The sequence below is a fragment of the Planctomonas deserti genome (genome assembly GCF_003067705.1).
Classification (GTDB): Bacteria; Actinomycetota; Actinomycetes; order Actinomycetales; family Microbacteriaceae; genus Planctomonas; species Planctomonas deserti.
This window is the reverse complement of the sequence record NZ_QANL01000001.1, coordinates 469,176-493,930: the sequence shown is the minus strand read 5'-3', so window position 1 is coordinate 493,930 and position 24,755 is coordinate 469,176. Positions and strand designations below refer to the sequence as shown.

Genomic DNA, 24,755 nt, shown 5'->3' with positions numbered 1-24,755 from the left:
AGACGATGACGAACCCCACGGGCAGCGGCCCGGGCAAGAACCCGCAGAAGCCGACCATGGCGCGGTACGCCCTCTGGATCATCGTGGGCGGCGTCGCCCTCGTGCTGATCGTGCAGGGCGTCATCGGCATCCTCGCCGGCGGCAGCTGAGCGCAGGCGCCCGGCCCGTGTCGACGTTCGTGCCGGGCCGCGACCTGTGCGCGGCGTTCTACCGCGAGGTGCTCGCGCCCGCCGTGGGCGTTCCGCACTCGGCCGGGCTGATCGGTCCGGGGTCGGACGTGCTCGGCTACGACACCGCGCGCTCGACGGACCACGACTGGGGCCCGCGCGCCGTGATCCTCGTCGACGACGGGGATCACGGGCCGGTGCGCCGGCGCGTGGATCGTGTCCTGCCCGAGACGTACCGCGGCTGGCCGGTGCGGATGGGCCACGACGGTCTGCCCCTGGAGCCGCACGTCGAGGTGGTTACGCCCGCCGAGTGGCTGCGCTCGCAATTCGGCTTCGACCCGACCGCGCGCCCGCTGTCCGCGGCGGACTGGCTGCTCCTGCCGCAGCAGCGAATCCTCGGCCTCGTCCAGGGCGCCGTCTTCGCCGACGACCTCGGCGTGCTCGCCCGCGCGCGGGAGTTCCTCGCCTGGTATCCCGACGACGTGTGGTGGTGGCTCGTGGCCTGCCTGTGGCGCCGGCTCGACCAGGAGGAGCCCTTCGTGCAGCGGACCGCCGAGGTGGGGGACGAGCTGGGGTCCGGCGTGATCGCCGCCCGCCAGGTGCGGGACTGCATGCGGCTCGCGCTGCTGCTCGAACGCCGGCACGCGCCGTACTCCAAGTGGCTCGGCACCGCCTTCGCCCGCCTGCCGGATCCCGACGGACTCGGCGCGGCGCTCGCCGCGGCGCTGGTGGCCCCGGACCTGGCGGCGCGGGAGTCCGCGCTCGGCACGGCGTACACCGCCCTCGCCCGACGATTCAATGCCGTCGCGCCCGGTGACCCGCTGGATGCCACGCTCCGTGCCTTCTGGGACCGGCCCGCCCGGGTGCTCGGCGCCGAGCGGTTCGCGCGGGCCGCCCTCGAGGCGGTGCGGGACGAGCGACTCCGGCGCTTCCCGCTCATCGGATCCGTCGACCACCTGGCCGACAGCACGGACGTGCTCAGCGACCCCGCCCTCGTGGCGAGGTTCCGGCCCGTCTACGCCGCCGTCGACGCGTAGCCGGTGGGTACGCACGGACGGCGGCCGCCGCGCGGGCAGTGGTCATCGCGTGCCCACTAGATGGTCCCAGCAGGGTCACCGCGACCGTCACTCGACGCAGAACTCGTTACCCTCCGGGTCCTGCAGCACGACGTGGTCCGGGTACTCCGCCTGCACCCGGGCACCGAGCGCCACCAGCCGGGCCACCTCGTCGGCGATCGTACCCGGCGCCCGCAGGTCGAAGTGCATGCGGTTCTTGGCGGTCTTCGGCTCGGGCACCCGGGCGAACCACATGTTCGGCGCTCCCCAGCCGGCGGCCTCGACGTAGGCCCGCTCCGACGTCGCGTCCTCGTCGACGGACGAGCCGAGGGCGCCGGCCCAGAAGCGGGCCGCGACGAGCGCGTCGCGACAGTCGAACGTCACGGTCTTGATGACGGCCATGCCGAGAGGGTAGTTCCGCAGTGATCCGCCGCGCCATCCTCCATCGGGGTGGCTTGAGGACGCCCGCACCGGCTCCGCACCGCTTGCCTGTTCACCGAACGCCCTCGCGTTGTCCGGGCCGCCGCTCCCAGGTTCCGGGCCTATCCTTGATCCGTCATGGATGAGTTCTGGTCGAATGCCCTCTGGTCGGTCACCCCTACGGTGCTCGTCGGCCTGATCTTCTGGTTCATCATGCGCTCCGTCATCCACGCCGACCGCAACGAGCGCAAGGCGTACGCGCAGGTCGAGGCCGCGGAGCGCGCCCGCATGGGCCTGCCGCCGGCCGACGAGTCGCGCCCCACCTCCTAGCGCCCTCTCCGAGCGCTGCACCCTCTGGCGCTGCACCTCTGGCGCTGCATCTTCTGACGCCGCTGCCCTGTCGCCCCTGCCCAGGCAGGCGGTCCGTGCGCAGCTTTTAGCTGGGCAGGATCCTTCTGCCTGGGCAGGAGCGCGTGCCGTGGTGCCCGAGCACGGGAGGTCGCGGCCGCCGCGGCGGCACTCCCGCACAGGAGCCGGTGCTTCCGGCCTATTCACAGGCACGCAACCCGCTCACGCCCAGGGCGAACAGGGGCATGCAACGGGGGATGCGCTCGTTAGCATCTGTGTATCGAAGCCGATCCCCTGCCCGGCTTCTAGGGAGACAACATGTTCGAGAGATTCACCGACCGCGCTCGCCGCGTCGTCGTCTTGGCTCAGGAAGAGGCCAAGATGCTCAACCACAACTACATCGGCACCGAGCACATCCTGCTCGGCCTCATCCACGAGGGTGAGGGCGTCGCCGCCAAGGCTCTCGAGTCCCTCGGCATCTCGCTGGACGCCGTTCGCGAGCAGGTCCAAGACATCATCGGTCAGGGCCAGCAGCAGCCGACCGGTCACATCCCCTTCACCCCCCGCGCCAAGAAGGTCCTGGAGCTCTCGCTCCGCGAGGCCCTTCAGCTCGGCCATAACTACATCGGCACGGAGCACATCCTGCTCGGCCTCATCCGCGAGGGTGAGGGCGTCGCGGCTCAGGTGCTCGTGAAGCTCGGCGCAGACCTCAACCGCGTGCGCCAGCAGGTCATCCAGCTGCTCTCCGGCTACCAGGGCAAGGAGGCCATCGCCGTCGGCGGCGACCAGCAGCAGGGCGAGAAGGCGGGATCGCAGATCCTCGACCAGTTCGGACGCAACCTCACGCAGGCCGCGCGCGACAACAAGCTCGACCCGGTGATCGGCCGCGACAAGGAGATGGAGCGGGTCATGCAGATCCTCTCCCGTCGCTCCAAGAACAACCCCGTCCTCATCGGTGAGCCCGGCGTCGGCAAGACCGCCGTCGTCGAGGGCCTCGCCCAGGCGATCGTCCGCGGCGACGTGCCTGAGACGCTGAAGGACAAGCAGCTCTACACCCTCGACCTCGGCTCGCTCATCGCGGGCAGCCGCTACCGCGGCGACTTCGAGGAGCGCCTCAAGAAGGTGACCAAAGAGATCCGCACCCGCGGCGACATCATCACCTTCATCGACGAGATCCACACCCTTGTGGGTGCGGGTGCCGCCGAGGGCGCGATCGACGCGGCCAGCATCCTCAAGCCGCTGCTCGCGCGCGGCGAGCTGCAGACCATCGGCGCGACGACGCTCGACGAGTACCGCAAGCACTTCGAGAAGGACGCCGCGCTCGAGCGCCGCTTCCAGCCCATCCAGGTGAACGAGCCGTCGCTGCCGCACACCATCAACATCCTCAAGGGTCTGCGCGACCGCTACGAGGCCCACCACAAGGTGTCCATCACCGACGGTGCGCTCGTGGCCGCCGCGAACCTGGCCGACCGCTACGTCGCCGACCGGTTCCTGCCCGACAAGGCCATCGACCTGATCGACGAGGCCGGCGCCCGCCTGCGCCTGTCGATCCTGTCGTCGCCGCCCGAGCTGCGCGAGTTCGACGAGAAGATCTCGGTCGTGCGCGCCGCCAAGGAGGCCGCCATCGAGGACCAGGACTTCGAGAAGGCCGCCAGCCTGCGCGACGAGGAGAAGAACCTCCTCGGCGAGCGTCTGCGCCTCGAGAAGCAGTGGAAGAGCGGCGAGGTGAAGACCACGGCCGAGGTGGACGAGGGCCTGATCGCCGAGGTGCTCGCCCAGGCCACCGGCATCCCCGTCTTCAAGCTCACTGAGGAGGAGTCCAGCCGGCTCATCTTCATGGAGAAGGCCCTGCACCAGCGCGTCATCGGTCAGGAGGAGGCCATCTCGGTCCTCGCCAAGACTATCCGTCGCACGCGCGCCGGCCTCAAGGACCCGAAGCGCCCGAGCGGCTCGTTCATCTTCGCCGGCCCCACCGGTGTCGGTAAGACCGAGCTGGCCAAGGCCCTCGCCGAGTTCCTGTTCGACGACGAGGACGCCCTCATCTCGCTCGACATGAGCGAGTACGGCGAGAAGCACACCGTCTCGCGCCTGTTCGGTGCCCCTCCCGGGTTCGTCGGGTTCGAGGAGGGCGGCCAGCTCACCGAGAAGGTGCGCCGCAAGCCGTTCTCCGTCGTGCTGTTCGACGAGATCGAGAAGGCCCACCCGGACATCTTCAACTCGCTGCTCCAGATCCTGGAGGAGGGACGTCTGACGGACGGTCAGGGTCGCGTCATCGACTTCAAGAACACGGTGATCATCATGACCACCAACCTCGGCACGAAGGACATCACGTCCGGGCCCGTCGGCTTCCAGATCGAGGGCGACACCGCCACCGGCTACGACCGGATGCGCGGCAAGGTCGTCGAGGAGCTGAAGAAGCACTTCAAGCCCGAGTTTCTGAACCGCGTGGACGAGACCATCGTCTTCCCGCAGCTGACGCCCGAGGAGCTGCTCCAGATCGTGGATCTGTTCCTCAAGCGTCTGGGCGAGCGCCTGCTCGACCGCGACATGACGGTGGAGCTCACCAAGCCCGCCAAGGAGCGCCTGATCGAGGTCGGCTTCGACCCCGCGCTCGGCGCCCGCCCGCTGCGCCGCGCGGTGCAGCACGAGATCGAGGACCGGCTGTCCGAGCGCATCCTGCACGGTGAGCTCAACTCCGGCGACCACGTGCACGTCGACTTCATCGGCGGCGAGTTCATCTTCACCACCACGAGCCGCGGCGAGGCCGTCGGCGTGGGCGTGAACGCGACCGCCGCGGTCGGCACGGGTCCCGGCACGGCAGACCTGGCGATCACGAGCGACTAGTCCGGCAGGGGACAGTCACAGAGGGGCCCGGCGAGGAGACTCGCCGGGCCCTTCGTCGTTCCCGCACGGTGCGGTCCCGGTGCGGTCCCTGAGGCTGTCGACGGGGCGGGACCGTTCGGCGCTAGCGGCGCGCGTCGACCCTCCCCCCTTTCCCAAGGTCCGGTCCCGGGGCCCTCGGCCCACGCCCCACGCCCCACGAGGTGGCCCGGGATCGCAATTCAGCAGAGCCGAGCCGACACGCCGTCCGGTGCACCGCTCGAGCGGCGTGTCCGGCCTTCGATGCTGAATTGCGTCGAGGGGTCCGGGGTCCGTGGTTTCGGGCGGTGGGCGGCACGTCGACCTCGCGGAGGGTACGCATCCGGGGCGGCGGTACGCTGGAAACCCCGGCCCAGCGCATACCGCTTTGTGCATCCGCGCATCCGCGCACTCCGCGACCGGGAACGGACGGAAGGGGTCGGCAGGTGACGACGACGACGGGGATCACGGTGCGCCGAGCCCGCACCAGCGACATCCCCACGATCCAGGAGCTCGTGGAGCCCCTCGTGCAGAACCGGGTGCTGCTCGGCAAGGACCGCGTCGTGCTCTACGAGGCCGTGCCGGAGTTCCGCATCGCGGAGACGGCCGACGGCACACCCGTGGGCTGCGGCGCCCTGCACGTGATGTGGGAGGACCTCGGCGAGATCCGGACCCTGGCCACGGATCCCGCCCACCGCGGCAAGGGCGTTGGTCACGCGCTCATCGAGCAGCTCGAGCAGGATGCTCGCGCGCTCGGCCTCAGCCGGCTCTTCTGCCTGACCTTCGAGGTCGAGTTCTTTCGCCGCCACGGCTTCGAGCCGGCCGGCGAATCGGTCGTGGACCGCGAGATCTACTACGAGATGCTGCGCTCGCCCGACGAGGGCATCGCCGAGTTCCTCGACCTCTCCCGGGTGAAGCCCAACACCCTCGGCAACACCCGAATGCTCAAGGTCCTCTGACCCGTCTAGCGGTGCTCGACGCCGCCCGCCCGATCCATTCGCGGCCCGTCCATGGGCCGGTGCGGTCCGTTGCGAGCGTGCCGGGATCCGCCCTGCGGCCCACGGGCGCCGCTTCCTGAGCCGTCCTCGCGTCCGTGCTCGCGGCGCGCCGCGGCAATGCGGGCCGTGCTCCGGCGCCTGGTTACCCTTGTCGCATGCCGACGACCCCTCATCCCGTTGGCCGCCAGTCAGCCGCCGTGTACCGGCGCCGCCGCATCGTGGTCGGCCTCGCCCTGCTCCTCGTGATCCTCGTGATCGCGCTCATCGTGGGACGCCTCGCGTCCAGCTCCGGCGCGGAGAACGACCCCGCCGATCCGTCGGCGTCGACGGCGAGCGAGCCCGCGGCCAGCGGAGACCCGGACCCGGCGGAGACCGACGCCGCCGACGCGGACGACGTCACGATCGAGGAGTGCGACCCCGCTCTGCTCGAGGTCGTGGCCCTGACCGACGCGGAGGAGTACGAGCCGGACGCGCAGCCGAAGCTCTCGTTCTCGATCACGAACACCGGCTCCGATGTATGCACGGCCAACGTCGGCACGTCGACGCAGGTGTACACGATCTCCACCGGCGCCGACGTGGTGTGGACCTCGACGGACTGCCAGGAGGACCCGACGGACCAGCTCCTGACGCTCGAGCCGAACACGCCCGTCTCGTCGACGCCCTTCGCCTGGGAGCGCGTGCGCTCGTCCGAGGACACCTGCGACGTCGAGGAGCGCGAGGCGGTCATCGGCGAGGGGGCGACCTACGCCCTCGAGGTCGAGGCGGCGGGATCGCCGTCGCTCGAGCCGCGCACCTTCCTCCTGTACTAGGGGGAGTGGGGCCGGGCCCCCGCTCGCTCCCCTCGTGCCGCGCTCGTCCCCGCGCGTCCTCGTCCCCTCCGCACCCCCATCGGCCCGTCCCCTCGCGCAATTCAGCAGATCCGGGACGACACGCCGTCTCGGGAGCGCCCTCTACGGCGCGTCGCGGCGGATCTGCTGAGTTGCGTTCGAGGGCGGGCGGGATCTGCTGAGTTGCGTTCTGGTGGGCTGCGGATCTGCTGAGTTGCGTCCCTTCGACAGGCTCAGGGACCGTGTTCGGTGCGTCCCTTCGACGGGCTCAGGGACCGTGTTCGGCGCGTCCCGTCGACGGGCTCAGGGACCGTGACGGGTGCTGGCGCGATACCGCTAGAAGGCGCCGTCCAGCTCTCGCTCGCGGTCGCTCTTCGACATGTCGAGCGCCCGGGTCACGGCCGCGTGCAGCGTGCCCACCTCGGCGTCGATGGTGCGCGAGAAGCCGAGGCGCAGCGCTTCCGACGTGCGCTGACGCATCGCGGACACCGAGCGGATCTCGCCCGCCAGGCTGATCTCGCCGAATGCGGCGAGGGTGTGCGGCAGCGCCTTCTGCGTGACCGCGGAGACGAGGGCGAGCGCGATGGCCAGGTCGGCGCCCGGCTCCGTGAGGCGCACCCCGCCCACCGTGGAGACGTAGACGTCGCGGTCCGAGAACCGGTGGCCGACGCGTCGCTCGAGCACGGCGAGGAGCATGGCGACCCGGGAGGGGTCGACCCCGTTGGTGACGCGGCGCGGCTGCGGCGCCTTGGTGTCCACGACGAGGGCCTGGATCTCGACCGGCAGCGCCCGCCGCCCCTCGAGCGCGACCGTGACGCAGGTGCCGCTGACCTCGTTCTTCGCCCGGCTGATGAACAGGGCGCTCGGGTCCTCGACCTCGCGGATGCCCTCGCCCGTCATCTCGAAGCAGCCGACCTCATCAGTGGGGCCGTACCGGTTCTTGAGGGCGCGCACGAAGCGCAGGGCCGTCTGGCGGTCGCCCTCGAACTGGCACACCACGTCGACGAGGTGCTCGAGCAGCCGGGGGCCGGCGATGCTGCCGTCCTTCGTGACGTGGCCGACGAGCAGCACGGGGGTGTTGCGGTCCTTCGCGACCCGGATCAGGGTCCCGGCGACCTCCCGCACCTGGCTGGGCTGGCCGGCGAGGCCGTCCGACAGCGAGCTGCTGACCGTCTGCACGGAGTCGACGATGATGAGCTGCGGGTCGATCTGGTCGATCTGACCGAGGATGGTCGCGAGGTCCGTCTCGGCGGCGAGGTAGAGGTGCCGGTGCAGGGCGTTCGTGCGCTCGGCGCGCAGCCGCACCTGGCTCACGGACTCCTCCGCGCTCACGTAGAGCACGCGGTAGCTCGCGTCGGCGAACACGGACGCGACCTCGAGCAGGAGCGTCGACTTGCCCACGCCGGGCTCGCCGCTCAGCAGGATTGCGGCGCCGGGGACGATGCCGCCGCCGAGCACCCGGTCGAGCTCACCGAGCCCGGACGGCCAGTGCGAGACGTCGTTGGGGCGGATGTCGACGATCGACTGCGCGAGCCGGGCGTCACCGATGCGGACGGGCTTCACGGAGCGCGACGGCGGAGCCTGGTCGGCGACGTCGAGGACGGTGCCCCACTGCTGGCACTCGGCGCAGCGGCCCACCCACTTCACGCTCGTCCAGCCGCACTCGGTGCACCGGTAGTTCGACTGGATCTTCGCCACCCGGCGAGCCTAACCGTGGCCACCGTCATCCCCCGGACGCACGCCGGGCCTGCGGTCAGTCGAGCTTCGCGATCGCCCTGTCGAGGAGGGGAAGGAACGCCGACGCCCACACCTTGTAGCCGCGGTCGTTGGGGTGGAAGAAGTCGCCCGCCACCTGGGTGAGCGCGCGCGGCAGCCCCTGGCGCCGGGTGGTGCGGTAGAGCGGCACGATGGTGTGCCCGTTCGCGATGGCGATGCGGTGCAGGATGCGGTTCGCCGCCTTGACCTTCCGCTCGCCGTCGGGGAAGTGGAAGCTCGGCAGGTCCGCGACGAGCGAGCGCGGGGGCAGCGAGGTCAGGAGCGTGCGCAGGTCCCGCTCGAAGCGCTCCGGATCGAACGCCCCCATGTCGTTCGCCCCGACCGAGACGGTGACGACGTGCGGCTTCAGCTTCTTCAGCTTGGGCAGCTGCAGGTCGACCGCGTCGGCCACCCGGGCGCCCGAGATGCTCAGGTTGACGATGTGCACCGTGCGCCCGGTCGCCTCCCGGATGTGCTCGGCCAGCAGTCCGACGTAGCTCTTCCCCGGCGCGCTGGCCCCGATGCCCTGCGCCGCCGAGTCGCCGATGGCGGCGTAGACGATCTCTCCCGTGACGGCGATCTGGTCGCGCCACCACTTCGAGTGGACCGGGAGCGTCTCGTTGAGGACGACGGCGTTCGCCTCGCGGCGGCGCATGAATGCCCGGGGGACGTACGTCGCCAGGCTCACCAGCGCGGCGGTGACGGAGCCCCAGATGATCGGAGTGCGGAGAGATGTCACTCGAAGAATTTTACTCCCGGCGGGAATGCTTGCGACGCGTCGACCGCGACCCCGGGGCCCGTGTACGGGGGCCGCCGGTTGTGCGGGACGGGACCGCGTCCGGGGGCATCCGGAGTCTGTACTACAATCGACGGCGGTGGCGTGTCCGAGCGGCCTAAGGAGCATGTCTCGAAAACATGTGTGGGGGCGACTCCACCGTGGGTTCAAATCCCACCGCCACCGCCAGGGAATCCCTACCTCTTTTCGGTAGTGGACAGAAGAAGCCCCCGTCACACCCGACGGGGGCTTCTTCGCGTCCGCCGTGCCTGCTCGCGAGCGGAACCCTTCAGGTCAGGCCGCTGAGGGCGTCCGACGCAGCTCGGCGATCTCCTGGCCCGCGCGACGCGCACCCGTCTCGGCCTCCTCCTTGAGAGCGGCCGCCACGCCGGTGAACGCGTCGAGGGCGGGGTTGACGCCGACGAGGGTGAACGGGCGCTCCACGACGCGGAGGTCGAGCCCCCACACGTCCTCGAGCACCCGGCGGAGCCACGGCGTGGAGTGGTCCCAGCCCTCCTTCGGGCTACCGGGGTTGTAGTTGCCGCCGAGCACGGTGACGAGGGTCGCCGGCTTCCCGCGGAGCGCGGTGCCCTGCGTGCCGATGCGGGGGTCCGTGTACGCGAGGTCGAACCACAGCTTGACGTGCTGGGAGACGCCGTAGTTGTACAGCGGCACGGCAAGGAGCAGGGCGTCCGCGCTCACGAGCTCGTCGGCGAGGGTGGCCGCGAGCGCCATGGCCTCTCGCTGGTCCGCCGTCCGGTCGGGCTCCGGGGTGAAGCTCCCGGCCACGGCGTTCTGCCACGCGGTGGCCGGGATGGGGTCCGCCGCCAGGTCGCGGCGGATCACCGTCGAGTCCGGGTGGGCGCCGAGCCACTGCTCCTCGACGAGGTCGCCGAGCGCGCGGCTGGCGGAGGTGGCGGGGAGGATGCTGGCATCCAGGCGGAACAGGGTCACGGCTACTCCTTCTGCTTCGGTTAGTCACTCTGTTATTCATAGCGACTCCGGTGACGATAGCACGATACAATCGAGTTATGGAAGCAGGGCACCACGATGCGCACGCGTGCGACGCGGCGGTGAGTCTCGCCTTCACGATCCTCGGCAAGCGCTGGAACGGCATGATCATCGACGCGCTCGGCGGCGGCCCCCTGTCGTTCGCGGTCCTGCGCCGCACGGTCACGGGCATCAGCGACGCCGTGCTCTCGGACCGCCTTTCTGAGCTGACCGAGGCCTCCCTCCTCTCCCGCGTCGTCGACCCGGGGCCGCCGGTGTCGGTCACGTACGCGCTCACCCCCGGCGGTGAACGACTCCTCCCCGTGCTCGAGCAGCTCGGCCAGTGGGCGTCGGAGAACCTCGCCGTGCCGCAGAGGGCCTGACCACCGGCGCATGAGCGACGCGATCCGCTACGCCTGGCGCGGGGCCGTGACGGACGACGGAATGGTCGATCTCGTCGTGTCGCACGGCGGCAGGGCGAGCGCCGGCTGGTGGGACCGGATCCGCGCCCACAGCCTCGGCTGGGTCAGCGCGCGGGACGCGGCCGGGCTCCTCGTCGGCTTCGTCAACGTGGCCTGGGACGGCGGCGACCACGCGTTCCTGATCGACACGAAGACGCGGGGCGACCACCAGCGCCTGGGGATCGGCACCGAGCTGGTGCGCCGCGCTGCGGCCGAGGCCCGCGCGGCGGGTTGCGAGTGGCTGCACGTCGACTACGAGCTGCACCTCGCCTCGTTCTACCTGGACGCCTGCGGCTTCCGGCCGACGGAGGCCGGGCTGATCCGCCTGCGCCCGGGGAACGGGGACACACCGGACGGCGCCGCGGGCGCGACGGGGGAGTAGCCCCGCACCGCCCGGCACCAAGTCAGCACGGACGGATCAGCGCAGCCGGGGACCAGCCCTGACTCGATCAGGTCAGGCGGACCCCGGTGTGCGCCTCGAGCGCGTCGAGGAGCGCGTCCTGGAACGCCTCGTCCCGCGCCGAGGGGTGCGGCTCCCGCTGCCGCTGGTGGAACCAGTAGGCGGAGGTGTTCGTGGCCGGGTCCTCTCCCGCCGCGAGCCAGGCCTGGGTGCGGTGCCCGAGCTCGAGGTCGTCCGGGGCGCCGGCGCCGCCCATCCGGGTGGGCACCCAGCCGGGGTCGACGGCGTTGCTGAACACGTCGGGGCGGATGCGGGCGACGGCGGCCGCGAGCGCGGTGACCATCAGCTTGCTGTCGGAGTAGGAGGCGGTCGCCCGTGCTCCGGCCCAGTCGAGACCCGTGAGCGACGCGCGCCCACCGCGGTGCATCCCGCTGCTGAGGAAGACGAGCCGCCGCGCCGGCAGCAGGGCCGTCAGGAGGTAGGGCGCCACGACGTTCACGGGGAGGATCGACGGTCCGCTGATCACCCCGGCGTTGTGGATGACGGCGTCCACGCCGCCCAGCCGCTCCACCTGCGGCACGAGACCCCGGACGGCGTCGAGATCGGCGAGATCGCCCGTGACGAGCGCCGCGCCGCGCTGCATCAGGTCGTGCAGGTGCTCCTCGGCGCGCTCCGCGCTGCGGGAGTGCACGAGCACCGTGTGGCCCTGTTCGAGGAGCTCCCGGGCGGCGCCGAGTCCGAGACCGGTCGAGGCGCCGGTGACGAGGATGCGAGACATGGTGTCCTTTTTACGCCCGGCCGGGATGTGCTGCGGGCGAGCGGCATCGCGACCGACGTGATCGGTATGGTGACCGCATGACCTCCCCCGGATCCCACGCCGACCGGCGCGACCGTCCCGGCGGCGGCGGAACACGCCGCTGATGGGCCCGCAGCTCGACGACGGCCTGGCCGACGACCTCCGCGCCCGACTGGGGGAGCGGCACCCGGTGGCCGCCGTCGCGACCGTCGTTTCCGGTGCGACCAGGATCGCGGTCCGCGGCGCCGAGACGGACGCGGACTTCGAGATCGGCTCCCTGTCCAAGGCGGTCACCGGGCTGCTCTACGCCGACGCGGTCGACAGGGGCGAGGTCACGCCGGACACCGCCCTGGGCTCGCTCCTTCCGCTCGGCGGCAGTGCGGCCGCCGACGTGACCCTCGCGTCCCTGAGCACGCACACCTCGGGACTCCCGCGGCTCGCTCCGCAGTCGGACACCCTCCGGCGCACCATCCGCCTGCAGACCCGGGGTGCGAATCCCTACGGCGAGACGCTCGCCGAGCTTCTCGAGCGGACTAGGCGGGTGCGGCTTGCCGCTCCCCGCGCCCGGTACTCGAACCTCGGCTTCCAGCTGCTCGGGCACGGCGTCGCCGCCGCGGCGGGGCACTCCTACGCGAACCTGCTGGAGCGGCGGCTGGCCGACGTGCTCGGCCTGCCCTCGCTGTACGTCCCGGCCGCGCCGGGCGAGCTGCGGCCGACGGCGCTGCCCGGCCGGAGCGGCAGGGGCAGGCCGAGGGAGGCCTGGACCGGCGAGGCGCTCGGACCCGCGGGCGGCATCCGGTCCTCGATCGGGGACCTCGCCCGCCTGGTCGCCGCCCTGCTCGACGGCACGGCCCCGGGGACGCCTGCGCTCGATCCGGTGCGACCGTTCGCCGGCCCGGCGGTACGGATCGGGGCGGGCTGGCTCGCCGTGACGGCAGAGGGGCGCGAGATCACCTGGCACAACGGGGGGACGGGCGGCTTCTGCTCGTGGCTGGGGCTCGACCGCGCCGCGGGCGCGGGCGTCGTCCTCGTCCGCGCGACCGCCGGATCCGTCGACCGCCACGGCATGGCGATGCTGAAGGGCCTCACGGCCTAGCTCCCCCGGCGGCACGCACTAGGAGGCAGAGCTCACATGGCAGAGCTCAGTGGCACCAGCTGGGCTGGAAGCCGCTGACGCTGCGGGTCGTGGCGCCGGTGGAGACGTCGACGAAGTACGTCGTCATGTCGGTGAACGCGGGGAGCAGGTCGTCGCCGTCGAGCACGCCGTCGAGGGGGACGACCTCGATCGCAAGAAGCTGCCCGTTGGGCGACACGCAGAAGTCGCGGATCCTGCTCGTCTCGGACGTCGGGCGGTAGATCCGCTCCGTGCCGGACGGGTCGACGAGCAGCAGCTCGGAGCTGATCGTTTTCCGCGCGAGGGCGTAGTCCACCCGGTCGTACTGCTGCACGTAGCGGTCCTCGCCGAGCACGACAAGCCGGCCGGGAGTCGAGGCGGGGTCGGCGTCCGCCGCTGGTAAATCCAGCGGCGTGACGCTCCCATCCGCAAGGTCGATCACGGAACCGGACGACGGGTCGGCGACCACGAGGTCGGTCGTGCCCGGGACGAAGCCCCGCAGCTCGGCGTGCTGCCCGAGCGGGGTCGGCGGGGTGCCGGCGATCGGGTCGAGGAGGTACAGCTGGTCGTCCTCGGCCTGCGCCACGAGCGCCGTGCTGCCCGGCACGAAGTCGTAGTCCCGCACGGCAAGCGGGGCGCCGTCGAGCCCGAGGACCTGGACGGGCACCCCGGACGGATCGGTCAGGTCGAGGACGAAGAGGGGCGCCACGCGCGTCGACGTCCGCGGGTCGACCTCTCCGCCGAGCCGGAAGCCGAGGAGCTGCTCCGACAGCCCCAGGTCGTACAGCGGCCCGCCGACCGGGGTCGGCACCGTCGCCGACACCCCGTCGCCCAGGGCGGTGAGCACGAGGGATTCGGCGCCGTTCTCGCCCCGGGTCGCGGCGACGAGCACGGACTCGGAGACCACGTACTCCTGAATGCGTGGAGCCTGGAACACCTCCTCGGACTCGGCCCCCGTGGGCGAGTTGCGGAAGATGCGGTCGGGCGCGTCCTGGCCGCCCGCCTCGCCGCCGTCCCGGAGGAGGGTGAACACATCGACGCTCGGGGTGGAGAAGCCGTGTTCGAGGGAGCCCGCCGCGGTGGTGAACGCGCCCGACACGTCGGTCACGCTCACCGTGTAGTCCGTGTCGTAGTCGAGGATGTCCGCGAACCGGATGGTGAGGGTCGCGCCGTCGACGGACACGTCGTCCACCCGGGCCGACGGCGACACCCGCACCTGCGACGGCTCGACGGCGGCGAGCGGCTGGTTCGCGGTCAGGACGAGCCGCTGCTCGGCCCGGGCGACCACGGCCCGCGTGTTGATCTCCGCGGAGCTGAGGCGCGGGCCCTGCGTGGCATTGGCCGCCCCGAGCCCGACCGCGGCGACGGCGAGCCCGGTCAGCACGACGGCGTTGACCCGCCGGAACCGCCTGCCCCTCGAGCGCTCGTGCCGCGGGATGTCGTGCACGTGATCGGCGCGCCGGTCAGTAGACATACGGCTCGTTCGGCTGCTCGGTCGGGTTGATCGCCTCCGGCGTGATCGCGATCGTCTGCAGGCTGGCGAGGCTCGGGTTCGCCCCGAAAGGCCCGGTCACCGTCACCCAGCTGTCGACGGGGAACCGGCTTGCCCAGTCCGGCGAGTAGACCGCGACGCCCACCGGCTGTGCGTCGACGGCGCAGCAGGTCACGACGAAGCGCGCCACGTAGAAGACGTTGTCGGGATCGTCCGGGTCGGGGGTGACGAAGCCGGTGAGCGTCGCGCTCTTGTCGGCGAAGAAGTCCTCGTCCGCGCCCTGGCGGATCAGGGACGCCCAGTCCTTCACGGTGAAGGTCGAGTAGTCCCCGCCGATGAGGTCCGCAGACTCGACGGCAGCCGGTCCGGCGACGGAGGCGTTCAGGTCCCTCTGGTCGACGGTCGAGGTGGTCAGCGTCGCCGGGGGGAGCACGAGGAGGGCGCCCGTGGTGAGGACGGTGACGAGCACGCTTCCGACGACCGCCGCGGTCCTGCGACCGGCCTGGCCCGAGGGGGTGTCATGCCCGTCGCGCTCATGGTGGTCGTGGCCGTGCTCATCGTGCTCATCGTGCTCATCGTGGTCGTGGTCGTGGTCGTGGCCGTGGTGGTGGTGGTCATGCTCGTGCTCGTCGCCGAGCTCGCGCTCCTCGTCCCGGGCGGGCCCGGAGGCGGGCACGATGGCGAACGCGGCGACGGTGAACACGGCCGCGGTCACCGCCATCACGGTGGTGAACACGTAGTAGCGCGGGTGAATGTAGAGGCCGAGCTGTCCGGTGGCGGCCAGCCACACCGTGGCGACGATGCCCACAAGGCTGAGCAGCACGCCGGCCCAGCGCGAGACGAACCGATCACGCAAGGAGGTTCACCCCCAGTCCCAGCACGAGGCAGCAGAGGCCCACCGTCGCGGTGACCCGCAGGAGCGCCGATGCGGTGAAGGTCGTCCGCAGGAGGGCGAGCATCTTCACGTCCACCATGGCGCCGAACACCAGGAAGGCGACGATGCTGCCGGGCAGGAAGGTCGACCCGAAGGACAGGATGAAGAAGGCGTCGACGTTCGAGCAGATCGCGATGATGAAGGCGAGGGCCATCAGCGCCAGGACCGACAGCACGGGGTTGCCGCCGAGGGTGGCCAGGGTCTCGCGGGAGACGCCGACCTGGATCGCGCCGGCGATGGCGGAGCCGACGACGAGGGCGGGCAGCATCGTGCTGGTCTCCTCGGCGAAGGCGAGCACGCTGCGGCGCATCCGCGCGCCCGTCTCGGGGTGGTCATGATCCATCCGGCAGGCGGCCTCGAAGCGCGGCGTGAGCAGCTGCTCCTGGTGGGGGTGCAGGCTGAACAGCCAGCCGATCAGGTTCGCGATCACGAAGCCGCCCAGGATGCGTCCCACGAGGATCCCGTTGTCCCAGCCGAAGGCCTGGTACGTCGTGATGATGGTCACGGGGTTGAGGATCGGCGCGGCCAGGAGGAAGGTCATCGCCTCGGACACCGATAACCCCTTGAGCAGCAGTCCGCGGGCGAGCGGGACGTTGCCGCACTCGCAGACCGGCAGCAGGACCCCGAGCAGAGACATCACGGCGCGCCGGGCCACGGGGTGCGTGGGAAGCAGCCGGGTGAAGAGGGTCTCGGGAACGAAGATCCGCACGGCGATCGACAGGATCACGCCGAGGAACACGAACGGCAGCGACTCCACGAGCACGCTGATGGAGAGGGTGAAGAAGTCCCGCACCTGCTCCGGAACGCCCTCCGAGGGGGTCTGCGGGCTGACAACGCGGAGGGTCAGCAGGACGACGGCGAGGGCGATGCCTGCGGTGAGGCCGGTCGCGAGGCGTGGGGCTGCTCGGCGGGTGGGCACGACGTCCAGGGTACGGTGCCCGCGATGCACGCTCGGCCGGGATCCGCGCGGGTGCCGCTCACCGGGGGCGCCTTCGGCGGCGGTCTCGGTGGCACCCTCGGTATTCCAGGCGGGGCCGCTCACACGCTCGCGGTGGCGACCATGCGTCCCTCTTCGAGGCGCACGAGGTGGTCGGCGGCGGCGATCACCGCGGGGTCGTGGGACACGCAGACGACCGCCGCGCCGCGGTCCGCCTCGGCGCGCATCACGGCACGGATGCGATCGGCGCTGTCGGCGTCCAGGCCCGTCGTGGGCTCGTCGAGCAGGAGGAGGTCGGCACGCCCCGCGAGGCCCTGCGCGAGGAGGGTGCGCTGGCGCTGGCCACCCGAGAGGGATCCGAAGGGCTGGCGGGACAGATCGGTGATCCGCAACCGGTCGAGCGCGTCGTCGATGGCGGCACGGGCGTCCGCGCCGATCCGGCGCCACGGACCGGTGCGGCCCCAGGCGCCGACGGTCACCACATCGCGCACGGTCACGGGCAAGCGATCGGAGACGGCTGCGCGCTGCGGCACGAACGCGACCGCCGCGGTCGCGGTGCGCGTGCCCGCCGACGGCTGCCTCGTGCCGGCGATGACCTCGAGGAGGGTCGACTTGCCTGCGCCGTTCGGCCCGGTGATCACCGTCACCGCGCCGCGGCCCACGTCCAGGTCCACGTCTCTCACCACGTCGCGCCCGGCGAGATGGACGTGCACGGCGCGAAGCCGCGCGGCGGGCGGAGAGGGGGTGGGGGAGCAGGGCACGAGCCCACCCTAGGAGCAGACCGGGTTGCTATCAAGTTTGATAATCATTATCAACAGCGCTACCGTCGGGCCTCGTGACCTTCCTGACCACCTCGACCTCCGTGGCCGCCGGCCTGCTCGAGCCGTTCGCGCTCGACTTCCTGCAGCGCGCCCTTGTGGGCGGGAGCCTCGTCGCCGTGCTCTGCGGAGTGGTCGGCAGCTGGGTGGTCGTCCGCGGGATGGCGTTCCTCGGTGAGGCTCTCGCCCACGGGATGCTGCCCGGCGTCGCCCTCGCGACCGTGCTCGGCCTGCCGGTGATGGCGGGCGGTGCGATCAGCGCGATCGTCATGAGCCTCGGCATCGGGGCGCTGCAGCGCCGCGGCCGGCTGTCGTACGACACGAGCATCGGCCTGCTGTTCGTGTCGATGCTCGCGCTCGGGGTCATCATCATCTCCCACTCGGGCAGCTTCGCCACCGATGCGACGTCGATCCTGTTCGGTGACATCCTCGCCATCGCCCCGGCGGACATCGTGCTGCTCGCCGTCGCCGCCGCGATCGGCGTCGCCGTCTCCGCCGTCGCGCACCGCTCGCTCGTCGCGCTCGCCCTGGACTCCCGGATCGCGTCGGTGCTCGGCCTCCGCCCCCGCCTGGCCCAGGCGGCGCTCGTGGGACTCGTCACGCTCGCCGTCGTCGCGTCCTACCAGGCGGTCGGCTCGCTCCTCGTGGTCGGACTGCTGCTCGCCCCCGCGGTGGCCGCAGGGCACTGGACCACCCGCATCCCCAGCCGGATGCTGCTCGCCGCCGCCCTCGGGATCGTCGCCGTCCTCGGTGGGCTGCTCGTCTCGTGGCACGCGGGGACCGCTGCCGGCGCATCCGTCGCCGCGGCCGCGATCACCTTGGCTGGCGCGTCCTGGCTGTGCCGAGCGCTCCTCGACGCCCTCCGGTCCCCGCGGCACGCCGTGCCCGTGGGCGCCAGCCCGCCGGCCGCCGAAGCGCCGAGCCGGTGAGCCCGACCCCCGCGCCCGATCGGCGCCCCGACCCGCTCCACCCCTGGAAGGGCCACGTGCGCCCCCGCATCCTCACCCTCGCCGTCGCAGGCGGACTCGCCCTCGGCCTCACCGCCTGCGCGGTCGGCCCGGCCGCTCCCTCCGGCGGTGCGCCGACCCCCGGCGATGCCTCGACCGAGGCCCCGGGTGCCGGGGACGGTCACGGCGCCGTTGCGGGGGCCGCGGAGGTGGCGGAGCCGCAGCTCGGGCTCACCACGATCGACCCGTCCGGCGCCGTCGCGCACCTCGATCTGCTCGACGAGAGCGTCGTCGCGATCGGCGAGATCGGAGCTCCGAGCGCTATGACGACCGACGGCCGCTACCTGTTCGCCCGGACGGACGCCGGCGTCGAGGTGGTCGACAGCGGGGTGTGGACGTGGGACCACGTCGACCACTTCCACTACTACCGTGCCGACCCGCGCCTGCTCGGCACCGTACCCGGCGACGGCGCGGCGACCGTGGCGACCACGAACCTGTCGACGACCGGCGGCACCGGGGTCTTCTTCGCGGGATCGGGGGAGGCCGTGCTGCTCGACACAGCGGCCCTGTCGAAGGGCGAGGTCGTCGAGAGCTTCCGCATCCAGACGGACCCGCACGCCGGGATGGTGGTGCCCGTGGGGTCCTTCGCCCTGGTCACGGATGCGGATGCGGGTGCGGGTGTCGGTGTCGGTGTCGGTGCCGATTCCGAGAGCGGGGCGGCCGCAGCAGTGCTCGCATACACCGCCGACGGCGAGCCCACGGGACTCGAGGAGCAGTGCCTCGACGCATCCGGCACGATCACGACGCGCGTGGGCGCGGTGATCGGGTGCCGCGACGGCGCCCTGCTCGCCACACTGCAGGACGGGGAGCTCGTCGTCGAACGCATCCCGTACCCGGAGGGCACGACCGCCCCCGCGGCCACCGGGTTCGCCAATCGCGAGGGCCGTCCGACCGTCGCGGCGCTTGCCGGCCCGGACGCCATCTGGCTGCTCGATACGCGCGAAAGGTCCTGGACCCTGCTGCCCGCTCCCACGCCCCTCGTCGGCGCGACGGCGGTCGACGACGAGGACGAGCACGTGCTCGCGCTCGCCGCGGACGGGCGCGTGCTCGTGCTGGACGGTGCGGACGGCGCGGTGCTCGCCGAGACCGATGCGCTCGTTGCGGGCTCACTGGCCGCCGGCCTCGCCCCCGCGCTGATCGCCGACCAGCAGCGGGCCTACCTGAGCGCCCCCGCCGAGCGGCGGTTGTTCGAGATCGACTTCGCCGACGGCGGCCGCATCGCCCGCACCTTCGACACCGCCACGGAGCCGGTCTTCGCGGCCGAGACGGGACGGTGACCATGATCGGCACCCGCACCCGCACCGGCACCGGCACCGGCACCGGCACCCGCACCGGCACCCACACCCGAATCCGCCCCCGGCTCGCGATAGCCGCGGGCATCGTCGCCACGACCCTCGCCGGGCTGACCGGCTGCGCCTCCGCCGCGGAGGACCGGCCGCTCGTAGTCGTGTCCACGAACATCCTCGGAAACGTCGTCGAGGAGCTCACCGGCGATCAGGCCGAGGTGAGAACGCTCATGAAGCCCAACGCCGACCCGCACTCGTTCGAGATCTCCGCCCGGGAGGCCGGGCGGATGCGCTCGGCCGACCTCATCGTCTCCAACGGCCTCGGCCTCGAGGAGGGGCTGCAGCAGCACCTCGACGCGGCGGAGGCGGCCGGCGTCGACACATTCGTCGCCGGCGACGAGATCGACGTGCTCGACTACAGCGAGGGCGACGCGGCGGGGATGCCGGACTCGCACTTCTGGACCGACCCGGGCCGCATGCTCGACGTCGTCGACGCGCTAGCCCCCGTCCTCGCCGCGATCGACGGCGTCGATGCGGACGCCGTGGAGGCGCAGGGCGCCGCGTACCGCGACGAGCTCGAAGTGCTCGACGCCGAGATGACCGACGCGTTCGCGGCGATCCCGGCGGAGCGGCGCGCGCTCGTCACCAACCACCACGTCTTCGGCTACCTCGCGCAGCGCTTCGACTTCGACGTGGTCGGCGCCGTCATTCCCGGCGGCACGACGCTGGCCGCGCCGTCGGCGTCCGACCTGGCCGACCTCGTGACCGCGGTAGAGGAGACCGGCGTCGCCACGATCTTCGCGGAGTCCTCATCGCCCGACCGGCTGGTTCAGGCCCTCGCGAGCGAGGCCGACGTGCACGTCGAGGTCGTCGAGCTCTTCACGGAGTCGCTGACCGAGGCCGGGGGAGGCGCCCCGGACTACCTGACCATGATGCGCGTCAACACCGAGCGCATCGCCACCGGGCTCTCCCCCTGACGGGCCGAACATCCCAAGAAGGAAGAAAAGAGGCACCATGCGCATCACACAGTTCCGCCGCGCGGGCATCACCGCCCTCGCCATCGGAGCGGCTGCGACCCTCGCGGGCTGCTCCACCGGTGGCGGCACCGGCTCCGCCCCGGAGACCAGCGGCAGTCCGACCGCGTCGAGCGCCGCCGCGACAGGAGAGGCCGGACCCCGCGTCGCCGTGGCGTACGAGGGTGGCATCGTCGTCCTCGACGGGGAGACCCTCGAGCCGGTCGCCGACCTCGAGTCCGAGGAGTTCACCCGCCTGAACCCCGCGGGCGACGACCAGCACGTGATGGTCACCATGAGCGAGGGCTTCCAGGTGCTCGACACCGGCACCACGACGGGCGACGAGCCCGAGCTCACCGACCTCGTCTTCGCCGCCGACACCCCGGGACACGTCGTCCGTCACGCGGGCAAGACGATCCTCTACGCCGACGGCACGAGCGACACGACCATCTTCGACACCGCGGACCTGGCGTCGGCCGACGGGATGCCGGAGACCGAGACGATCGAGGGCGTCGAGGCGCACCACGGCGTGTCCGTCGTGCTCGAGGACGGCACGTTCCTCACCACGGTCGGCAACGCCGACGGGCGCAACGGCATCGAGGTCCGTGACGCCTCCGGCGCCGTTGTCGCCACGAACGACCAGTGCCCGGGCGTGCACGGCGAGGGCACCGCCGCGAACGAGGCCGTCGTGTTCGGCTGCGAGAACGGCGCGCTCATCTACTCGGACGGCGAGATCGTGAAGCTCGACGCCCCGGACCAGCCGTACGGACGCATGGGCAACGCCTACGTCAGCGAGACCAGCCCCCTCGTCGTCGGCGACTACAAGTCCGACCCCGACGCCGAGGGCTACCTTCTCGGCGCCGTCACCGTGATCGACACCGCAGCGAAGACCCTTCAGGTCGTCGACCTGCCCGAGGGCGCGGGCTACACCTTCCGCGACGTCGCCCGGGGGCCCGAGGACCTCGCGTACATCCTCGCGAACGACGGCTCGATCCACGTGCTCGACCCCGCGACGACGGAGATCATCGACTCGTTCCCGGTCGTCGAGGCGTGGGAGGGCCCCGCCGAGTGGCAGGACCCGCACCCCGCCATCGTCGTCTCCGGCGACACCGCCTACGTCACCGAGCCGGCCGCGAACAGCGTCCACTCGGTCGACCTTCTGACCGGCGAGGTCGTTGCCACCGGCAAGCTCGACGTCACTCCCAACGAGATCGCCGTCGCCGCGGGCTGACTCCACGTCGGGAAAGCCATCGCGCCTCCTACGCCGGACCGAGTGGTCCGGCGGCAGGAGGCGCGATGCATGAGTGCCCGGCGTGCGCCCGGCCCGATGCGGAAGAGGACTGCTAGGAGGCGTCGCCCTCGGCGTCGTCCCGCGCGTTGTCGGCGTCGATCTGGTCCTCTCGGCCGTCCTGCTTCTCCTGCTCGGTTGCGTCGTTCGCGCCGTCCATGACGGGGCCGTTCTGAGTTGATGTCATGAACCGAACGCTACGTCATCGAGCCACCCGAGTCGCGGTCTCCGTGCGAACCCGCAGGAGAGCTCCGGACCAGGGCCGGCCGGCGACGGCGAGCGGCGCCGGCTCCCGCCTCGTGCGTCCCGGCTCGCGCGTCCGGGCTCGTCGGTCATAGGCTCGTGGGTCCTGGCTCGTCGGCTGTGGGCTCGTGGGTCCTGGCTCGTGAGTCATCCGGACCGGCACCCGCGACAGCGGATACCAGGCCCCGCCGCACCGGTCAAGCCCCCGGTCCGCTGTATTGCCCCGCGCCCACCGGGACCGTAGTGTCGACCAGGACGCATTTCCACCCCCCGGGAAAATGACGCGCGGCCGCGTACTCCGCCGGTCGCGCCTTAGGCGTCACGGCATCGTCGCCGTTCGGAAACGGCCCGGGCGTGGTTCCCCCCAACCGCCCCGGGTCTTTTCTGCGTGCGGCAGCGGTCCGGGCGGCGGCGCCTCTGCCGGCATGCCGTCCCTTCGCCCTGCAACACGAGCGCCCCTGCCCAGGCAGGAGGATCCTGCCCAGTTTTAACCTGGGCAGGAAACCGCTGCCTGGGCAGAGGCGAAGCGGGTGCGAGGGATTGTGCCCCTGCCTGGGCAGGGGCAGCGGAGGACAAGCGGGGCCGTGCGACCTACTCCTCGACCCACTCCAGGAGGTCGCCCGGTTGGCAGTCGAGGGTGCGGCACATGGCCTCGAGGGTGCTGAACCGCACCGCCTTGGCCCGGCCGTTCTTCAGCACGGCGACGTTCGCGGGCGTGAGCCCGACGCGGTCGGCGAACTCCCCGACGCTCATCTTCCGCTTGGCGAGCTCGACATCGATCCGCACGACGATCGGCATCAGATCACCGCCTCCATGTCGGTGCGCAGCACCGTCGCCTGGCGCAGGAGGGCGCGCAGGACGATCATCAGCAGCACAAGCACGGCGCCGAACAGCACCATCCCGAACAGCACGATGGGGATGCCGGGGTCGCGGATCTCCGGCGTGAAGTAGATGACGGCCGTGAGGTAGGCGGCGAGGCCGGCGAGAAGGAGCCAGCCCGCGGCGAACGACCAGACGATGCCGTTGACCCAGCCGAGCGACGCGTCGCTAAAGATGCTGTCCCTCTTCACCATGGTGAGCAGCTTCCAGGTGCAGACGATCACGACCTGGGCGCACAGCAGCTCCAGCTCGGCGACGACCAGGATCGGCCACAGCAGGTGCGCCGCCTCGGGCGTCTCCCGCACGTCGTGCGCGATGTCGCCCGGGATGCTCATGACCTGCATCAGCACGAGGAAGGCGAAGAGGCAGGCGAGGAAGACCCGCAGGACGAGGAGTGGGACTCGGAACGGCAGCATCTGTCGAGTGTCGCTCGTTACCTATCGAAAGTCAATAGAAGGGTGTCAGGGCCAGAGCCAGAGCCAGAGCCGCAGCTGCTGCTGCTGCCGCTGCCGCAGCCGCACGACCCTCTATGCGCCGCGTCCGCCGACGATGCTCACCGTGGGGATCGCGTGGTTCAGCCGCACGCGGAGCCGCAGGTCGTGGCGGCGTGCGTGCAGCACGCCGACGGTCGCGGCCACGAGCGCGGGGACGCCGCCCGCGACGACCATGGCCGTGTGGGTGCCGAACTGCTCCACGATCCAGCCCATGAGCGGACCGCCGAGGGCCTGCCCGCCGAGCAGCACCATCACGTAGAGCGACATCACGCGCCCGCGGATGCCCATGTTCGAGGACATCTGCACGAGGGAGTTCGCGGCGGTGAGGAACAGCAGCGTCGCGATTCCGACCGTGACCAGGGAGGCGGCGAAGGCGACGATGGTCGGCATGAAGCCCGCGGTCGCCTGCAGCAGCCCCGCGATGCCGGCCGTGAACACCACCTCGCGCAGCCGCACGGTCGCACGCCGGGTCGACGCGAGCGCGCCGACGAGCGAGCCGACCGCGACCATCGCGTTGAACAGCCCGTAGCCGCCCGAGCCGGCGCCGAACACGTCGTCCGCGTAGGAGGCGAGGAGCACGGGCATGGTGAGCGCGAAGACCGAGAACGAGGCGAGCAGGGTGATCGGCACGTAGATCGTCGGCTTCGACATCGCGTACTGCAGGCCCTGGCGCAGCTGGCCCGAGGAGCGCGGGGCGCGGGGGCTCGGGATCAGCTCGGCCTTGCGGATGCGGGTGAGCATGATCACGACGGCGAGGCAGGCGGCCCCGTTGAGGGCGAAGGACCAGCCGGCCCCGACGCCGAGCATCAGCAGGCCGCTGAGCGCGGGGCCGATCATGCCGCCGAGCTGGAAGATCGACGAGTTGATGCTGATCGCGTTGCGCAGGTGCGCGGGCCCGACCAGTTCGTTCACGAACACCTGGCGCGCCGGGTTGTCGATCACGGTCACGAGGCCGGTCATCAGGGCGATCACGAAGATGTGCCACACCTCGACGGCGCCGACCAGGGTCAGCACCGCGAGCAGGATGCTGAGCAGCGCGAACGCGCCCTGGGTGATCATCATGAGGGCGCGCTTGGAGTAGCGGTCCACGAGCACGCCGCCGAGCAGGCCGAGGACGAGCATCGGCGTGAACTGCATGGCGACCGTGATGCCGACGGCGGCGACGCTGCCGGAGAGCTCGAGCACCAGCCAGTCCTGTGCGATGCGCTGCATCCAGGCGGCCGTCATGGCCACGAGGTTGGTGCCGGCGAAGAGGCGGAAGTTGCGCACCCGGAGTGCTGCGAGGGTGTCCCGCCAGGCCGGGCGCTGAGCCTGAACGGGGAGTGCGTCTGTGGGGGGAAGGGCGTCTGAGATTGTGCGAGTCACGTGTGAAGGTCCCGAGGTAGCGGCAGAGTCAGTT

At 71.6% G+C, this 24,755-nt stretch carries 26 protein-coding genes and 1 tRNA gene; 14 read left to right on the top strand and 13 right to left on the bottom strand.

All coding sequences use genetic code 11. The features are described 5' to 3' along the window. Positions 1-5: 5 nt before the first annotated feature. Positions 6-149 carry a hypothetical protein gene (locus tag DAI20_RS18675; protein WP_168927665.1) on the top strand — a complete coding sequence of 48 codons (144 nt, stop codon included), beginning with the start codon at positions 6-8 and terminating at the stop codon, positions 147-149. Positions 150-166: 17 nt separating this feature from the next. Further along, on the top strand, positions 167-1,204 hold the full coding sequence (locus DAI20_RS02240) for a DUF4037 domain-containing protein (RefSeq protein ID WP_108248945.1): 1,038 nt from the start codon (positions 167-169) through the stop codon (positions 1,202-1,204). A gap of 87 nt (positions 1,205-1,291) precedes the next feature. Here DAI20_RS02240 and DAI20_RS02235 read toward each other — a convergent pair whose 3' ends face one another. Further along, on the bottom strand, positions 1,292-1,624 hold the full coding sequence (locus DAI20_RS02235) for a VOC family protein (RefSeq protein ID WP_108248944.1): 333 nt from the start codon (positions 1,622-1,624) through the stop codon (positions 1,292-1,294). Between the two features lie 156 nt (positions 1,625-1,780). On the opposite strand from DAI20_RS02235, the gene DAI20_RS02230 reads away from it, so the two are divergent. From DAI20_RS02230 to DAI20_RS02215, 4 genes are all read left to right on the top strand, one after another. Next, positions 1,781-1,972 (top strand): hypothetical protein, encoded by a 192-nt coding sequence (locus tag DAI20_RS02230; RefSeq protein WP_108248943.1) that lies wholly within the window; start codon positions 1,781-1,783, stop codon positions 1,970-1,972. 336 nt (positions 1,973-2,308) lie between these two features. After that, on the top strand, positions 2,309-4,834 hold the full coding sequence (locus DAI20_RS02225; RefSeq protein WP_108248942.1) for an ATP-dependent Clp protease ATP-binding subunit: 2,526 nt from the start codon (positions 2,309-2,311) through the stop codon (positions 4,832-4,834). Positions 4,835-5,295: 461 nt separating this feature from the next. Next, positions 5,296-5,808: an amino-acid N-acetyltransferase gene (locus DAI20_RS02220; RefSeq protein WP_108248941.1), complete on the top strand. Its 513-nt coding sequence runs from the start codon at positions 5,296-5,298 to the stop codon at positions 5,806-5,808. Between the two features lie 194 nt (positions 5,809-6,002). Continuing rightward, complete coding sequence (locus DAI20_RS02215) at positions 6,003-6,656, top strand: hypothetical protein (RefSeq protein ID WP_159084877.1); 654 nt, start codon at positions 6,003-6,005, stop codon at positions 6,654-6,656. A 354-nt stretch (positions 6,657-7,010) separates the two neighbouring features. Here DAI20_RS02215 and radA read toward each other — a convergent pair whose 3' ends face one another. Next, positions 7,011-8,372, bottom strand: a complete 1,362-nt coding sequence (gene radA / locus DAI20_RS02210; protein WP_108248939.1) for a DNA repair protein RadA — start codon at positions 8,370-8,372, stop codon at positions 7,011-7,013. Positions 8,373-8,427: 55 nt separating this feature from the next. Next, positions 8,428-9,168, bottom strand: a complete 741-nt coding sequence (locus DAI20_RS02205) for an SGNH/GDSL hydrolase family protein (RefSeq protein WP_159084876.1) — start codon at positions 9,166-9,168, stop codon at positions 8,428-8,430. A 135-nt stretch (positions 9,169-9,303) separates the two neighbouring features. On the opposite strand from DAI20_RS02205, the gene DAI20_RS02200 reads away from it, so the two are divergent. Further along, positions 9,304-9,393: transfer RNA gene (locus DAI20_RS02200), tRNA-Ser, on the top strand. Positions 9,394-9,498: 105 nt separating this feature from the next. Here the strand turns inward: DAI20_RS02200 and DAI20_RS02195 are convergent. Then, positions 9,499-10,158 (bottom strand): FMN-dependent NADH-azoreductase, encoded by a 660-nt coding sequence (locus DAI20_RS02195; protein WP_108248937.1) that lies wholly within the window; start codon positions 10,156-10,158, stop codon positions 9,499-9,501. Positions 10,159-10,235: 77 nt separating this feature from the next. Here DAI20_RS02195 and DAI20_RS02190 point away from each other — a divergent pair, with 77 nt between their 5' ends. Both DAI20_RS02190 and DAI20_RS02185 read left to right on the top strand, forming a co-directional pair. Then, on the top strand, positions 10,236-10,577 hold the full coding sequence (locus DAI20_RS02190; protein WP_108248936.1) for a winged helix-turn-helix transcriptional regulator: 342 nt from the start codon (positions 10,236-10,238) through the stop codon (positions 10,575-10,577). Between the two features lie 10 nt (positions 10,578-10,587). Next, positions 10,588-11,037 (top strand): GNAT family N-acetyltransferase, encoded by a 450-nt coding sequence (locus DAI20_RS02185; protein WP_108248935.1) that lies wholly within the window; start codon positions 10,588-10,590, stop codon positions 11,035-11,037. A 67-nt stretch (positions 11,038-11,104) separates the two neighbouring features. On the opposite strand, the gene DAI20_RS02180 is transcribed toward DAI20_RS02185, so the two are convergent. After that, a complete protein-coding gene (locus DAI20_RS02180; RefSeq protein WP_108248934.1) occupies positions 11,105-11,833 on the bottom strand; it encodes an SDR family NAD(P)-dependent oxidoreductase in 729 nt (242 codons plus the stop codon). 142 nt (positions 11,834-11,975) lie between these two features. Between DAI20_RS02180 and DAI20_RS02175 the strand changes: the two genes are divergently transcribed. After that, positions 11,976-12,947: a serine hydrolase domain-containing protein gene (locus DAI20_RS02175; protein WP_108248933.1), complete on the top strand. Its 972-nt coding sequence runs from the start codon at positions 11,976-11,978 to the stop codon at positions 12,945-12,947. Positions 12,948-12,993: 46 nt separating this feature from the next. Here the strand turns inward: DAI20_RS02175 and DAI20_RS02170 are convergent, their stop codons facing one another. The 4 genes from DAI20_RS02170 to aztA form a co-directional block, all read right to left on the bottom strand. Continuing rightward, positions 12,994-14,439 (bottom strand): hypothetical protein, encoded by a 1,446-nt coding sequence (locus tag DAI20_RS02170; protein ID WP_159084875.1) that lies wholly within the window; start codon positions 14,437-14,439, stop codon positions 12,994-12,996. Further along, positions 14,429-15,313, bottom strand: a complete 885-nt coding sequence (locus DAI20_RS02165; protein ID WP_108248931.1) for a TIGR03943 family putative permease subunit — start codon at positions 15,311-15,313, stop codon at positions 14,429-14,431. Before DAI20_RS02165 ends, DAI20_RS02170 begins: the two co-directional genes overlap by 11 nt. Continuing rightward, on the bottom strand, positions 15,306-16,310 hold the full coding sequence (locus DAI20_RS02160) for a permease (RefSeq protein WP_240605821.1): 1,005 nt from the start codon (positions 16,308-16,310) through the stop codon (positions 15,306-15,308). Before DAI20_RS02160 ends, DAI20_RS02165 begins: the two co-directional genes overlap by 8 nt. Before the next feature lie 119 nt (positions 16,311-16,429). Next, positions 16,430-17,089: a zinc ABC transporter ATP-binding protein AztA gene (gene aztA / locus DAI20_RS02155; RefSeq protein ID WP_108248930.1), complete on the bottom strand. Its 660-nt coding sequence runs from the start codon at positions 17,087-17,089 to the stop codon at positions 16,430-16,432. 74 nt (positions 17,090-17,163) lie between these two features. Between aztA and aztB the strand changes: the two genes are divergently transcribed. The 4 genes from aztB to aztD are packed head-to-tail and all read left to right on the top strand — an operon-like array spanning position 17,164 to position 21,683. Continuing rightward, positions 17,164-18,075, top strand: coding sequence for a zinc ABC transporter permease AztB (aztB, locus tag DAI20_RS02150; RefSeq protein WP_240605820.1), 912 nt, complete (start codon positions 17,164-17,166; stop codon positions 18,073-18,075). Further along, entirely contained in the window at positions 18,072-19,430 is a 1,359-nt protein-coding gene (locus DAI20_RS02145; RefSeq protein ID WP_240605939.1) for an ABC transporter, read from the top strand. Before aztB ends, DAI20_RS02145 begins: the two co-directional genes overlap by 4 nt. Further along, the gene (gene aztC, locus DAI20_RS02140) at positions 19,427-20,416 is read left to right on the top strand and encodes a zinc ABC transporter substrate-binding protein AztC (RefSeq protein WP_306766450.1); all 990 of its coding nucleotides are present in this window, start codon (positions 19,427-19,429) and stop codon (positions 20,414-20,416) included. The genes DAI20_RS02145 and aztC overlap by 4 nt, the downstream gene beginning before the upstream one ends. Before the next feature lie 37 nt (positions 20,417-20,453). Continuing rightward, positions 20,454-21,683, top strand: a complete 1,230-nt coding sequence (gene aztD, locus DAI20_RS02135) for a zinc metallochaperone AztD (RefSeq protein ID WP_108248928.1) — start codon at positions 20,454-20,456, stop codon at positions 21,681-21,683. A gap of 112 nt (positions 21,684-21,795) precedes the next feature. On the opposite strand, the gene DAI20_RS19040 is transcribed toward aztD, so the two are convergent. From DAI20_RS19040 to DAI20_RS02120, 4 genes are all read right to left on the bottom strand, one after another. Next, complete coding sequence (locus DAI20_RS19040) at positions 21,796-21,927, bottom strand: hypothetical protein (protein ID WP_306766449.1); 132 nt, start codon at positions 21,925-21,927, stop codon at positions 21,796-21,798. A 647-nt stretch (positions 21,928-22,574) separates the two neighbouring features. Further along, positions 22,575-22,781, bottom strand: coding sequence for a helix-turn-helix domain-containing protein (locus tag DAI20_RS02130; RefSeq protein WP_108248927.1), 207 nt, complete (start codon positions 22,779-22,781; stop codon positions 22,575-22,577). Continuing rightward, positions 22,781-23,278, bottom strand: a complete 498-nt coding sequence (locus tag DAI20_RS02125) for a DUF2975 domain-containing protein (RefSeq protein WP_108248926.1) — start codon at positions 23,276-23,278, stop codon at positions 22,781-22,783. Before DAI20_RS02125 ends, DAI20_RS02130 begins: the two co-directional genes overlap by 1 nt. A gap of 111 nt (positions 23,279-23,389) precedes the next feature. Continuing rightward, the gene (locus DAI20_RS02120) at positions 23,390-24,721 is read right to left on the bottom strand and encodes an MFS transporter (RefSeq protein WP_108248925.1); all 1,332 of its coding nucleotides are present in this window, start codon (positions 24,719-24,721) and stop codon (positions 23,390-23,392) included. Positions 24,722-24,755 lie beyond the last annotated feature (34 nt).